The 13,670-nt window shown below is 35.4% G+C and carries 7 protein-coding genes and 3 pseudogenes; 7 read left to right on the top strand and 3 right to left on the bottom strand.

Features of this window, described 5'->3' with window-relative positions; genetic code table 11:
- Positions 1-56 precede the first annotated feature (56 nt).
- The 5 genes from prfB (at position 57) to NBW37_RS02640 (ending at position 10,322) form a co-directional block, all read left to right on the top strand.
- Positions 57-1,161, top strand: a protein-coding gene (gene prfB, locus NBW37_RS02660; protein WP_250296790.1) for a peptide chain release factor 2 whose coding sequence is annotated in 2 segments (ribosomal slippage) — positions 57-131 and positions 133-1,161 — 1,104 coding nt in all. Because the reading frame shifts where the segments join, the coding sequence is not laid out codon by codon here.
- Between the two features lie 224 nt (positions 1,162-1,385).
- Positions 1,386-3,947: an ATP-dependent chaperone ClpB gene (gene clpB / locus NBW37_RS02655; protein WP_250296981.1), complete on the top strand. Its 2,562-nt coding sequence runs from the start codon at positions 1,386-1,388 to the stop codon at positions 3,945-3,947.
- Between the two features lie 27 nt (positions 3,948-3,974).
- Complete coding sequence (locus NBW37_RS02650) at positions 3,975-8,672, top strand: NAD-glutamate dehydrogenase (protein ID WP_250296789.1); 4,698 nt, start codon at positions 3,975-3,977, stop codon at positions 8,670-8,672.
- A gap of 5 nt (positions 8,673-8,677) precedes the next feature.
- On the top strand, positions 8,678-8,974 hold the full coding sequence (tatB, locus tag NBW37_RS07740; protein ID WP_370273134.1) for a Sec-independent protein translocase subunit TatB: 297 nt from the start codon (positions 8,678-8,680) through the stop codon (positions 8,972-8,974).
- The gene (locus NBW37_RS02640; RefSeq protein ID WP_250296787.1) at positions 8,946-10,322 is read left to right on the top strand and encodes a PleD family two-component system response regulator; all 1,377 of its coding nucleotides are present in this window, start codon (positions 8,946-8,948) and stop codon (positions 10,320-10,322) included. Before tatB ends, NBW37_RS02640 begins: the two co-directional genes overlap by 29 nt.
- Positions 10,323-10,397: 75 nt before the next feature.
- Here the strand turns inward: NBW37_RS02640 and NBW37_RS02635 are convergent, their stop codons facing one another.
- Entirely contained in the window at positions 10,398-10,739 is a 342-nt protein-coding gene (locus NBW37_RS02635) for an IS5 family transposase (RefSeq protein WP_250296785.1), read from the bottom strand.
- A gap of 148 nt (positions 10,740-10,887) precedes the next feature.
- On the opposite strand from NBW37_RS02635, the gene NBW37_RS02630 reads away from it, so the two are divergent.
- Together NBW37_RS02630 and NBW37_RS02625 are read left to right on the top strand one after the other, a co-directional pair.
- Positions 10,888-11,899, top strand: a protein-coding gene (locus NBW37_RS02630) for an IS630 family transposase (RefSeq protein ID WP_250295836.1) whose coding sequence is annotated in 2 segments (ribosomal slippage) — positions 10,888-11,400 and positions 11,402-11,899 — 1,011 coding nt in all. Because the reading frame shifts where the segments join, the coding sequence is not laid out codon by codon here.
- Between the two features lie 24 nt (positions 11,900-11,923).
- Positions 11,924-12,497, top strand: a pseudogene (locus NBW37_RS02625) (DUF6444 domain-containing protein); the annotation flags it as partial.
- On the opposite strand, the pseudogene NBW37_RS02620 reads toward NBW37_RS02625, so the two are convergent.
- Together NBW37_RS02620 and NBW37_RS07860 are read right to left on the bottom strand one after the other, a co-directional pair.
- Positions 12,496-13,233 (bottom strand): annotated as a pseudogene (locus NBW37_RS02620) (IS5 family transposase). The pseudogenes NBW37_RS02625 and NBW37_RS02620 overlap by 2 nt on opposite strands.
- 81 nt (positions 13,234-13,314) lie before the next feature.
- A pseudogene (locus tag NBW37_RS07860) lies at positions 13,315-13,604 on the bottom strand (IS110 family transposase); the annotation flags it as partial.
- Between the last annotated feature and the right edge of the window lie 66 nt (positions 13,605-13,670).

Raw genomic sequence — 13,670 nt, 5'->3', positions numbered from 1 at the left:
CTATTTTGTTTGCTGTTATTGTTAGTAATAGTAAATATATTAAAATCTAAAGTATAATGAAAACTTATTCAGAAATTCTTGAATACTTTCAAGGCTTAAATAAAAGTATTTCTCTTATCAGGAGGTGTCTTTGACATAGAAAAATTAAAGTTGCGTCTTGAAGAGCTGGACTCCCAAGCGTCGAATGATGATCTGTGGCAAGACAATCAAAAGGCACAAGAAATTTTAAAAGAACGTTCTAAAATTAAGCATGACATAGAGTCGTTTTCAAAGCTAGAAAGCGATTACAACGATGCCATTAGCTTAATGAAGTCTGCTATTGATGAGAATGATGAAGAATTTTTCTCTGAAGTTGAAAATGAACTGGTAAAGTTAGAAAAATTAATCAAGTGTAAAGAAACAGAATCCTTATTTACTGGCGAAGCAGATAATAATGACTGCTTTTTAGAAATCCACTCAGGAGCTGGTGGAACAGAGAGCAATGATTGGGCTGAAATGCTGATGCGCATGTATATAAGGTGGGCAGAAATTTATCACAACTTTAAAGTTGAAGTTGTAGAAAAATTAGAAGGAGAGTCGGTTGGTATAAAGTCTGCAATGATAAAAATCGTTGGAGAAAAAGCTTATGGGTGGGCAAAAAGTGAAAGTGGAATTCACAGGCTGGTTAGAATATCGCCGTTTGATGCAAATGGTAAACGTCATACCAGTTTTGCAAGTGTAGGAGTAACTCCAGTGATAGAGGATTCAATTGATATTGCTGTGGATGAAAAGGATCTAAAAATCGACACCTACCGAGCTTCTGGAGCAGGCGGTCAGCACGTGAACAAGACTGAAAGTGCGGTACGCATTACGCATATTCCAACTGGTGTTGTAGTTCAATGCCAAAATGGTCGTTCTCAACACAGAAATAAAGATGAGGCGCTAAAATTGCTCAAAGGACGTTTATATCAAATTGAACTGGAAAAAAAAGAACAGAAAATGGCTGAAGAATATGGTAAAAAATGCGATATAGGTTGGGGTAATCAGATCAGATCGTACGTTATGCATCCATATCAAATGGTGAAGGATCTAAGAACAGGACATGAAATGGGTAATATAAATTCTGTTTTTGATGGTAATATAGACTGTTTCATAGTTAGCGTACTTACTAAGCAAAATTAGACTTTTATAGCTAAAGTAATTTAGGTTTACTTATAATTTGATAAGCCGTCATTCTGCTACTAGTTAGCGCCGCGGTGGTATGACGTAGGGAAACCTTGCTTGGTCAGCTATAGTTCCTTTTTTAAGAAAGTTTTAAATTTTATACTTAGCAACAAGCAACTTTAGGTTTGAATTTATGAAATCAGTTGTTATATACATCAGCAAATACGAATTTAACTGGTGTTATGGACTTAAATAAATTTACCGAAAAAGCAAAAAGTCTAATTCAAAGTGCTCAGATGAAAGCGTTGGGAGCTGGGCATCAGATTTTTATGCCTGAGCATTTACTCAAAGTGATGCTTGAAGATGAATCAGGTTTCGTTCAGGATTTGATAAACGCTTGTGGTGGAAATATGCAAAGTATTTCTGATACTGTGGATAGCGCAATAAAAAAGTTGCCAGTAATTGAAGGTCCAGGAAGTGGTGGCCTTCAACTTTCAAGAGAAATAGCAAAAGTTTTTGAAGATTCAATTGGTATTGCTCGGAGGAATAAAGATTCGTTTGTTGCCGTAGAGCGTCTGTTGCAGGGCCTCACTGCACAAAAAGATGATACTGTAGGCAAAATTCTGGCAGAAAGTGGTGTTACACCGCAAAAATTAAATTCAGTTATCGCAGAAATGAGGCAAGGTAGCAGTGCAGACTCGCCAAATAGTGAGGAAAAATTGAACGCTGCTAAGAGATATACAAAGGATATTACAGAGCTTGCTATGCGAGGAAAGCTTGATCCTGTAATTGGTCGTGATGAAGAGATCAGAAGAACTATGCAGGTATCACTGAGGCGGACAAAAAATAATCCAGTGCTGATCGGTGAACCTGGTGTTGGAAAAACTGCAATAGTTGAGGGGCTTGCAAATAGAATTGTTGCAAACGATGTGCCACTTGGTTTGCGTGATGCAAAGGTCTTAGCCCTCGATCTTGGCGCATTAATTGCTGGAACGAAGTTTAGAGGAGAATTTGAAGAAAGGTTAAAAGCAGTTATTAATGAGCTTTCGAGAGCGGAGGGAAAAGTTATCTTGTTTATAGATGAGCTTCATACTTTAGTTGGAGCAGGAGCAACAAGTGGTGCAATGGATGCTTCAAATTTGCTAAAGCCTGCTCTTGCGCGTGGAGAAATTCGCTGTATAGGGGCCACAACTTTAGATGAATATCGTGAACATATAGAAAAAGATCCTGCACTTGCACGGCGTTTCCAGCCTGTGTTTATCTCTCAACCAACTGAAACTGATACCATTTCAATACTCAGGGGTTTGAAGGAAAGATATGAAGTGCATCATGGTATAAGAATTACAGACGGTGCAATAATTGCTGCTGCAACGTTGTCTAATAGATATATAACAGATAGGTTTTTACCTGATAAAGCAATTGATTTGATTGATGAAGCAGCAAGTAGGGTGAGAATTGAAATGGATAGCAAGCCTGAAGTTATTGATGAACTTGAGAGAAAGGTTATACAGCTAAAGATTGAAGCAGAGGCTTTGAAAAAAGAAAGTGATGAAAATTCTAAACAGCGTTTAAAAAAGATAAATGAAGAGATCGAAAATCTAAACAGTAAATTTGCTGACTTAAACAGCAAATGGCAGATGGAAAAAAATAAAATAGCTAGAATACAAGAAACAGTTGAAAAATTAGATAACGCCAGAAAAGAGCTGGAATTGGCTCAGCGGAGTGGGAATTTGGGAAGGGCAGGAGAGCTGATGTATGGTGTGATCCCTCAGCTTGAGAATGAATTAAAAAATCAGGAAAAGGTTACTGATAGTTTCTTAAAGAAAGAAGTGACTGGAGATGACATTGCAAACATTGTTTCAAAGTGGACGGGAATTCCAGTTGATAACATGATGCACAGCGAAAAGGAAAAACTTCTTAACATGGAGAATGAAATAGAAAGAAGAGTAATAGGGCAGAAAGATGCAATAGGAGCGATAAGTAATGCAGTTAGGCGCTCTCGCTCTGGGGTGCAAGATACTAATCGACCTTTCGGTTCATTTTTATTCTTAGGCCCAACTGGGGTTGGTAAAACCGAACTTGCGAAAGCTCTTGCTGAATTTCTGTTTGACGATCAATCAGCGCTTTTGCGTTTTGATATGTCAGAATATATGGAAAAACATTCTGTTTCAAAGCTAATTGGCGCGCCTCCAGGGTATGTTGGCTATGAGCAAGGTGGCAGGTTAACCGAAGCAGTAAGAAGAAGGCCGTATCAGGTTATTCTGTTTGATGAAATAGAGAAAGCAAATCCAGATATATTTAATATATTGCTGCAAATCTTGGATGAGGGTAGACTTACTGATAGTCATGGCAAATTAATTGATTTTCGCAACACCATACTGATTTTAACTTCTAACCTTGGCGCTGAGATAATGCTAAAAGGGAATGTTGATTCTGTAAGAAATGAAGTGATGCAAATAGTTAAGTCGGCATTTCGTCCAGAATTTTTAAACAGGCTGGATGAAATTATTATATTCCACAGTTTAACCAGAGGTGACATCTATAAAATTATAGATGTTCAATTTTCTTATTTACAAAAAACACTTGCTAAGCGTAAACTGAGTATAAGTTTGTCGCAGGAAGCTAAAGAACTAATAGCACAAACTGGCTATGACCCTGAATATGGAGCAAGGCCCCTAAAAAGGGTTATACAAGAGTGTATTCAAAATAATTTAGCTAAATTAGTTTTATCAGGGGAAGTAGTAGAAAATGATGAACTAATAGTGTACGCTCTTGATAATGAAATCTTAGTTAAAAAGGTTTAAGTTCGCTGTGTATTTTTGTTAAAAAGAATGTGTATAGATCATAATGTTGACACTGAGTCTTTATTTAAGTTAGCTGATCAAGAAAATCAGCAAGATAAAGAAAAAATTAAAAAATTTATTAAGTATTTTTATAATTTTGTTTATAAAAGTGACCTAAAAGCCAATGATAAGTTTTTGCTGTATATTGTAAACGATGCTTACAATTTCGTTTCTCAAAAAGAGAAAGATGAAAGTAAGTTAGTAGTAAGCAATATGAATGATATACCAGGAATAGAAGGCGATTTTACCACGATTAAGATAACAAACGATGACATGCCATTTTTGGTTGACTCCGTTATTGCAACTATTAAGTCGCACAATTTAACCATATGCTATTACAGTAATAGCATAATTAATATCCAAAGAAAAGAGGGCCTAATAGACGAGATTTACCCTTTGGAAGAAAGCAATGGAATCAAAGAGTCAGTCATATATGTAATTATCAAAGGTATAAGTGACAGTTTTGTTGATACATTAAAAGAATCTCTACAAAAAACGCTGAAAGCAGTTAATTGCGTTGTGAAAGATTGGCACTTAATGCTCAAGAAACTTGATGAAGCAAAAAGTCTTCTTTTTGCCGTCGAGCAGCCAGCGCCTGATGCTGAAGTGACACCAGGAAAGGATTTCTTAGATTGGCTAAAAAACAATAATTTTGTATTTCTAGGTTATCAAGAATATATTGCTGGTAAAGATGAAAAACTCATCTGTGATAGCAAAAAGGACCTTGGCCTGATGAGAGTAGGTCAAAGTACGTTGATTCCTTCTGCAAACCTTGATTATCTATACATATTGAGATCAGATCTAATCTCAATAGTTCATCGGCGTACATACATGAATTGTATAGGAGTAAAAGAATTTGATGGCCAGGGTAATGTGATAAAGGAACGGCGTTTTTTCGGGCTATTTACTTCTGTAGCGGAGGTCCAAGATATTAGAACTATTCCAATCATAAGAGAGAAAGTTAAAGTTATAGAAAAAAATGCAGGGTTTGTAACCGGGGGCCACAATAACAAGGCTTTAATTTCTATTTTACAAACATTCTCTTGTGATGAATTATTCCAATCAAATGAAGACGAATTATTTAAAATTTGCATTTCGATCATGTCTCTTGCGATTAGGCCAAGGGTCAGATTATTTTTAAGAAGAGTAGGGGATTTCATTAGTTGCATAGTGCTGATACCAATGCGTTATGCTAGCGCTAGGCTAATGTTCAAGATACGTGACATATTGAAGGATGAGACAAGTGCAGGAAGTTCAGATATTTATAACAATCACATTATCAATGAATATGATTTGATGAAATTGCATGTAGTGCTAAAGACCAAAAATGCTAGCGTTCTTGATGATGAAGTTTTGCGTATCGAAAACAAATTAAGAAACATTACGGAAAAGTGGGAAGATCGTTTTATAGACAATTTATATAATACTTTTAGCACTGTTGAGGATATATTCACCCGTTATTGCAAGGCATTTCCAATAAGCTATCAAGAGAGTTTCGAACCTCATGATGCATATTACGATATGAAAAAATTGGAGATAGTGAGGAAGAAAGGAGTTAGCGAGGTCGATTTAAGACTTACTCGTGATAATCTTAATTATCAATTAAAGGTTTATACTCCAAGCAATGGAGGCCTTGAATTATCGAAGATATTAAGGATCACTAAGAATTTGGGAGCTAAGATTCTATCTCATAATGGCTATTATATAGAAATTAACGGTGGAATATGGATACATCATTTTGTGTTGTCAAGAGTTGATGAATTAATAGACAACATTACTCTAAAAGAGCAATTTGAAATAACACTTGCGAAAGTGTTTAGAAAGGAAATTAAAAATGATTATTTCAATAGCTTGATTATTATTGCTGGGCTGAAGTGGAAAGAAATGTTTCTGGTTAGAGCGCTCAGTGCTTACCTAAAGCAGACGTCATTTAATTATAACCCAGAATATATCCAAAAAGTAGTCTCAGAGCATCCAAAAGTAGTAAAGTATTTGATACAACTATTTCATGCAAGATTTGATCCTAACATAGACATTGATAGAGCAGAAACCACGGACATTTTCAGAGAAAAAATTGAGGAACTTCTAAAAGAGATCAGCAATGTTTCACATGATTACGTTTTACGCTCGATATTTAACTTGATAATGGCTATTTTAAGGACCAGTTATTATCAAGATGATAAGCCATACTTATCTATAAAATTTGATTCAAGTAAAATAAATGATTTACCTGATCCTCGCCCATATTGTGAATTGTATGTTTATTCAAACCTTTTTGAAGGAATACATCTAAGAGGAGGGAAATTAGCCCGTGGTGGCTTAAGATGGTCGGATAGGACGGAAGATTTTCGCACTGAAGTTTTGGGGCTCATGAAAGCTCAGATGACAAAAAATGCGGTTATTGTACCTGTTGGCGCAAAGGGTGGGTTTGTAATAAAGCAAGCTTATAAAGATAAGAATATTTTAAGAGAGAAAAGTGTTGAGTACTATAAGGGTTTTATCAGAGGAATGCTTGATATTACTGATAATGTAGTTGATGGTAAAATAATTCCACCAAAGGATGTGATTAGGTATGATGAAGACGATCCATACTTGGTGGTTGCGGCAGATAAAGGCACTGCTTCATTTTCTGATTATGCCAACCAAATAGCCTCTGAGTATAATTTTTGGCTTGATGATGCATTTGCATCTGGTGGATCAGCAGGTTATGACCACAAAAAGATGGGTATCACAGCAAAAGGTGCATGGATTGCAGCACAGAGGCATTTTTGGAAAATGAATAAGGATATTTACCAAGATGTAACTGTAATTGGGATTGGAGATATGGCTGGCGATCTATTTGGAAACGGTATGCTGCTTTCAAAAAATATACATTTAATCGGCGCATTTAACCATATGCATATTTTTATTGATCCAAATCCTGATGCAGGAAAGAGTTTCACAGAGCGTAAGCGTCTTTTTGAATTACCATTTTCAACTTGGATGGATTATAACAAAGATTTGATTTCTCAGGGTGGCGGGGTATTTGAGCGTAGCAGCAAGCAAGTAAACATTTCTCAAGAAATGAAAAAATGCTTTGGTATAACAGAAGATACGTTATCTCCAAGCAACTTAATTAGATATCTGTTGAAAGCAAAAGTGGATTTTATATGGAACGGAGGAATTGGCACGTTTGTTAAGGCAAAGAGTGAAAATCATAGCATGGTCGGTGACAAAGCAAACGATGAGCTGAGAGTAAATGGTAAGGATATTAGAGCTTCCATGTTTATAGAGGGTGGGAACCTTGGTTGTACACAGCTTGGGAGAATAGAATATGCTGAAAGAGGTGGACATATCAATGCAGATTTTGTTGATAATTCAGCCGGAGTGATATGTTCGGACCTTGAGGTTAACATCAAAATTGCATTTGTTTCGGCTATGAAAGCAGGAGGTGTTTCTTTAGAAAAAAGGAATGAAATACTAGCCAGCATGGTGGATGAAGTTGCATCTAAGGTGCTTGAGGACCACAACAGAATTGAAACAAAAGCATTACTCCTTGAATGTTTGCAAGCTAAAGAGAGATTGGAGCAGGATCATAGGTTAATGCTCAGTTTAGAAAAATCTGGGCTGTTAAACCGAAGCGTAGAATTTCTTCCAGCTGACGAAGAGGTAGCAAGGATGTTAACTGGTGCAGAAGGTTTCAGTTCTCCTCAGCTCTCTGTTCTAATGTCTTATGCTAGAACGGCGATAAAAAATGAAATTATACATTCTGATCTGCCTGAAAAAGATCTTATATCTAATGACTATTTGCTGGGTTATTTTCCTAAAAAGATGGTAATAGAGTTTAAGGATTTCATATTAAAACACCAACTTCGTAGAGAAATTATCTCCACTTGTATTACAAATGATGTAGTAAATAGGATGGGCTGTATATTTATTAATAATTTAGTTGAGAATACTGGAATTAAGGTACACGAAGCAGTTAACATATATATCGTTGTTAACCACCTATATGATTTAAATAACCTGTGGCAGAAAATTGATGAATTGGATGGAAAAATTGATATTAACTCATACTTGCAAATAGTGAGAAATGTGCAGAAATTTATTGGCAGAGTATCGTTTTGGTTAGTAAAAAATCTTAGCTTTATAGAACTGGATGATGTTACAAAATTTAAAGATGCAATTGAAACTTTAGGCCAGAACTTAACTAATGTTTTAGATGAACACCTGTTAAAGGTCTATAATCATGGATACACTTCTTTGGTAGAGCTTAATATAGATAAAAATCTAGCAAAAAAGATTGCTGACCTGTGCGTTCTTACTTATGCACTAGATATTATATCTGTTGCTGAACAGACATCTTTACCCATTCTTGATGCTGGTAAAATATACTTTGAGTTAAAGTCGCTGCTAAGATTCGATCTTATTAGAACAATTGCCATCAAGATGAAAAGCCGCTCTTCTTATTGGGATCGCAGCTTAATTAATGATTTATTGGACGATTTAAGCAATTATCATTATAAGCTAGCTGTTAAAGTCATAAAATCCACTGACAACCGTAAAAATAAGGTTCAAACCTGGGTTTGTAATGATAAAGACTACATAGAGCGTTATAATAGTTTTTTAGATGAGATGGTTGCTTCTAAACTTGATTTAAGCAAATTAATATTTATAATCAGGAGGATTAAAGTACTTGCTTCATAGGAAAAATGTTCAATGTAGGTCTTTCAGAAATTTTGGTCGTTGCTTTGGTGAGCATAATTGTTCTTGATAGAAATAAGGTGCCTGTATTTATTGATCTTATTAGGAATACATATAGGTATCTTATGATTATAAAATCAAAAGCTAGGAAGTTATTGAAAGACGCAGGAATTGAAGACTTATATAAAGAGTATAATACTGAGAAAGTAAATTACATAGTTGGTAAAAATGGTAAGCTTTATCCTACTTACGATATAGATAATACATCTAAAGATAATGACAGCGAAGATTCTAGTAGTAGATGATGTACTATCTAATATCAAGCTTTTAGAAGCTCGACTAAAAGCAGAGTACTATACGGTTATCGTAGCCCATGATGGCGAGGAAGCCATGGATTTAGTAGCAAAACAGCAGCCTGATATTATATTACTTGATATCATGATGCCAAAGATGAATGGCTTTCAAGTTTGTAAGGAGCTAAAGAATGATCCCTTAACAACCCATATTCCAATAATCATGGTGACTGCGCTGCATGACACTCACGATAGAGTGCAAGGCATTAATGCTGGCGCAGATGACTTTCTGACTAAACCAATAGATGAAACTGCTTTATCTGCGAGAATTAAGTCTCTCACACGCTTAAAGATGATTATCGATGAATTGCGTTTAAGAGGAGAAACTAATGCTGAGATTGGTGGAGTAGCAGGAAGTAGTATTATGGATTATTCTAATCAGATCTTTGATGCTAACATACTTGTTGTAGATGAAGATGTCTTTCAGGCAGAGCAAATATATAATGTACTAAAGCAACGCTTTAGGTCAATTAAAATACTGAGTGATCCAATAGAGGCATTAAAGGTTGGTATTAAGGATAATTACGACTTGATCATTTCTGATATGCAGTTTTCAAAAACTGACGGCTTGCGTTTATGTTCTGGGTTTCGTAGTAAGGTGGAAACACGTTATACACCAATTCTAATTCTTTCTGAGGATTATGATAAAAACAATTTAGTAAAAGCACTTGATGTAGGTGCTAATGATTATTTAACAGTACCTTTGGATGAGGGTGAGTTAATAGCAAGGGTTAATTCGCAAGTAAAACGCAAAAGATATCAAGATGCCTTGAGAATGAATTTATTTAATAATGCGGAAATGTCTATAAAGGACCCATTAACTAACTGTTATAATAGAAGATATTTTGATGCACACTTAAGAAACATTGTTAAGGACTCTGTGGAAAAGGATAGAAGGTTGTCTCTTATGATACTTGATATAGACTATTTTAAGATGGTGAATGACAGTTTTGGGCATAGTGTTGGAGATGAACTTTTAAAGCAAATACAGAAAAGAATTTCTGAAAATATCAGAGTGACAGATTTACTAGCTAGATTTGGTGGTGAGGAATTTGTTGTTGTAATGCCAGATACCGATACATCAGATGCGTATACTATTGCGGAGAGAATACGAAAAATTATTGCTAAAAAACCTTTTATACCTGCGGATAAAAATACAACCCACGATGTAACTGTGAGCATTGGAATTGCAGAAATGCAAGAATCTGACCTTGACAATATTAAAGAATTTATAGTACGTGCCGACAAATATTTATATAAAGCAAAAAACAGTGGTAGGAATAGAGTGATTGCTAGCTAAATCTCTGAAATTAGACATATAGCTAAAGCAATGTATGTTTACAGATAGTGCAATTGTACTAGGTAGTGTCGACATTTATTTTAACCAAAGGTAAATGCCAGCAATGTGAACAAAAGATATGAAGGTTATGGCTAGTTTATCATAACGAGTGGCAACTCTGCGAAAATGCTTGATTTTGTTGAACATTCTTTCGATTAAATTTCTTTCCTTGTATAGTTCTTTATCATATTCTCTCGGTATTTTTCTATTGGAACGCGCTGGAATAACTGGTTCAGCATTTACAGCTTGCGCTGCCTCAATCATATAGTTTGCATCATATCCTTTATCGGCAATAAGTGCTGCCATTTTCTTGCCTTCTATCAGATCTAAAGCTTTTACATAATCTGACCTTTGCCCAGCAGTAACAAAAAATCTCAATGGGGTGTCCGTTCAGCAGAGCGGCAAAATAAGGTAGACAAAGCAAGATAATAAAGATAATCATAGGGTAATACCAATCTCCACTAATAGATAGACAAATAGTAAAAACTACAAATAATTGAGGCTAGAAAGAATAAATATGTAGTTTATGGCAGGAAAAAGTAAAGCAATAGGAGAAGAACTATATAATCAATGCAAGTTAGAATTAAAAAAATATGGAATAAGAGGAGAGATAGGAAGAAGGTTACAAGCAATAATATCAGCAAAGGAGTATGGTATCTCAAAAGTTGCTAAAATATATAGAATTACGAGAACGACATTAATGAAATGGATTGCAAGATTTAAAGAAAAAGGTGTTATTGGGTTTGCAATACAGCCAGGGCGAGGACCTAAACCAAAACTGAACGAGGAGAAGAAGGAAAAAATAAGAGAGGTAATAGAAGAAGATGGGGCAAATCTGACTGCTAAAAAATTGCAAGGTATAGTTGAAGGAATGTTAGCTATCAAAGTAAGTGAGTCAACGGCGAGAAGGCTTATGAAGAAGCTAGGATTTACATATATCACACCTCGTCCAGCACATTATAAACAAGACAAAAACAAACAAGAGGAGTTCAAAAAAAATCTCAATGAAATTGTGGAAAAGAACCGGAAAAAGGAGGTTTTTTTTCGATGAATCGAGATTTGGAACGCACTCAAAAGTTGGACATGGATGGTTTAAAAAGGGCTCAAGAACACAAGTTAAAGTAAAAATCGGAAGAGAAAACTTCTATCTTTACAGCGCTGTAAATCCCAGGAATGGAGAGGATATTAGCCTACTTGCTCCACATGTAAACACAGATTGCATGAACATATTTTTGGAGCAGATGTCGAAAGATTTGGGGACTAGAGAAGCTTTTCTTATCATGGATTGCGCAAGTTGGCATAGGTCTAAAGGTTTAAAAACTCCTGAAAATATCACCATAATTTATTTGCCGCCGTACTCGCCTGAGCTCAATCCTGTGGAAAGATTTTGGCAACATTTAAAGGAAAATATAATAAAGAACAAGATGTATGACTCTATTAAATTACTTGAAAATGCTGTATCTGAATTTATTCGAGATATTACGGAAAGTTCGATCAAAACCATTTGCTCTGTGAATTATTTGTCTAGTTATTTATGAGGGTTGGTATAAATATGAGGTAGTATGGTAAACCTTTTAGAACTCTGCAAAAATTTACAGCAAAAAATAGAAAAGTTAGAAGCAAAAATAGAAAGATTGGAAAGAGAGAATGAAAGTTTAAAAGCAGAGAATGAGGCTTTAAAGATAGAGAACGCTGAATTAAAGGAAAGGCTAGGTTTAAATTCAAAAAACTCATCAATTCCCAGTTCAAAAGAATTATACAAAATGAAAAAGGAAAAGCCAAAAAGCGAAAGAAAGATTGGTGGTCAAGTTGGGCATAAGGGTAATTATCGTGCTAAAATGGAAGCAGATGAGGTGATAAAGATAGAGTTGTCACCTACTTGCGAATGCGGAGGGAAGATTGCAATATGCGAAAAACCTTATATTCATCAGAAAGTAGATCTTCCGGAGATTAAGGCTTATGTAATAGTTGGAACATGGCCGTTGTCAGAGATGCGGAAAAAGAAGGAGTAGCAAGTTACCAGAGGGTGTTACGCCAGATACATTTGGCCCAAGGGTTAAGTCAGTAGTTGCAGCACTCAGTGGGTTTTATAAAAATTCAAAGCGCGAAGTAGCTAGGCTCTGTGGACAAAATTTTAGAGAAGCCATACAAGAGCTCCAACAAAATTGAGAAAACCCATAAAAACCTCAGCAGTTTTATCAAATCTGGAAAAAATGCGCCTAAAATTTTTAATTTTACCAAAAAAACACTCAATCAAATGACGTTCTTTGTAGATATGCTCATCGTAATGCCTTTGCACTTTTCGATTCCGTTTTGGTGGAATAACTACTGTACATCCCTTGTCTTCAAGACTTGTAACAAAGGCATTGCTATCGTAGCCCTTGTCAGCTACTACAGTAGAGTTATAGATACTTTCGGTTAACACCTGTGCCTGCGTAATTTCATTTCTTTGACCGGGAGTCAGAGTAAATTTAAGTGGATTTCCAAGTGCATCAACAAGCGCATGTATTTTAGTTCACCTTTGCTCCTTCCTAAAGCTTCTTGATCCTTGGAGTCTTTTGTATATCCAGCTGAACATGGATGGGCTCTGATCGTCGATTATAGCAACTTCTAAATCAGGCTCCTGTTTAGTATATTCAAGCAATTTTTCCCAAACATCTCTTTCACACCATCTTTTAAATCGCTTATGTATACTCCTGTAATTACCATAAGTTTTTGGTAAAAGTCTCCATTGGCAACCACTTCGCACTATGTACCACACTGCCTCTATGAATATTCTTAAACGTTTTTCATCTTTGCTGTGCATTCCTTTTACGCTTTTTATGAACTCTAAAATTTGTTTCCAATTTTCCTCTTTGATGTAATATTGCATATGGTAGTTTCTCCATTTTTGTACACATTAGGCTAAACTACCATCTTTTTCTCTCTTTTCATATTTTTTGTCCACAGAGCCTAGTAATTTTGCATCTAATTTATCTGTTTTTGCAAAGTGGTTGCAGGCTTTTGCAAATGCATATACCCGATTTGGGTGAGCTCTGTGAACAGCTATATTATGTTCTTGTAACAATTTTATTACAAGTTTTTCATAACCACCTGTTTACACATAACTTAACAAATACGTTAGCCATTTTCGACTTTATAAACTCAGATATAGCTCTCTCTGCATTTTCTATACGCTGATGTTTATTGTTGATTAAGTGTTTTTTTTGAAACATCAATACCCATAAAAACTGTTCTAGCCATTTTTGTACCTATAAATATAATCAAATAATAATGTAAATGCTGTACAGGATTGTGATTCGATCTTTT

The sequence above is a fragment of the Wolbachia endosymbiont of Oedothorax gibbosus genome (genome assembly GCF_936270145.1).
Lineage (GTDB): Bacteria > Pseudomonadota > Alphaproteobacteria > Rickettsiales > Anaplasmataceae > Wolbachia.
This window is presented reverse-complemented; position numbering and strand designations above follow the sequence as displayed.

What these genes read in the sequence shown, in the direction of transcription:
- clpB (WP_250296981.1), top strand. Translation starts at nt 1,386, where the DNA reads ATGGACTTAAATAAATTTACCGAAAAAGCAAAAAGTCTAATTCAAAGT.
- NBW37_RS02650 (WP_250296789.1), top strand. Translation starts at nt 3,975, where the DNA reads ATGTGTATAGATCATAATGTTGACACTGAGTCTTTATTTAAGTTAGCT.
- tatB (WP_370273134.1), top strand. Translation starts at nt 8,678, where the DNA reads ATGTTCAATGTAGGTCTTTCAGAAATTTTGGTCGTTGCTTTGGTGAGC.
- NBW37_RS02640 (WP_250296787.1), top strand. Translation starts at nt 8,946, where the DNA reads ATGACAGCGAAGATTCTAGTAGTAGATGATGTACTATCTAATATCAAG.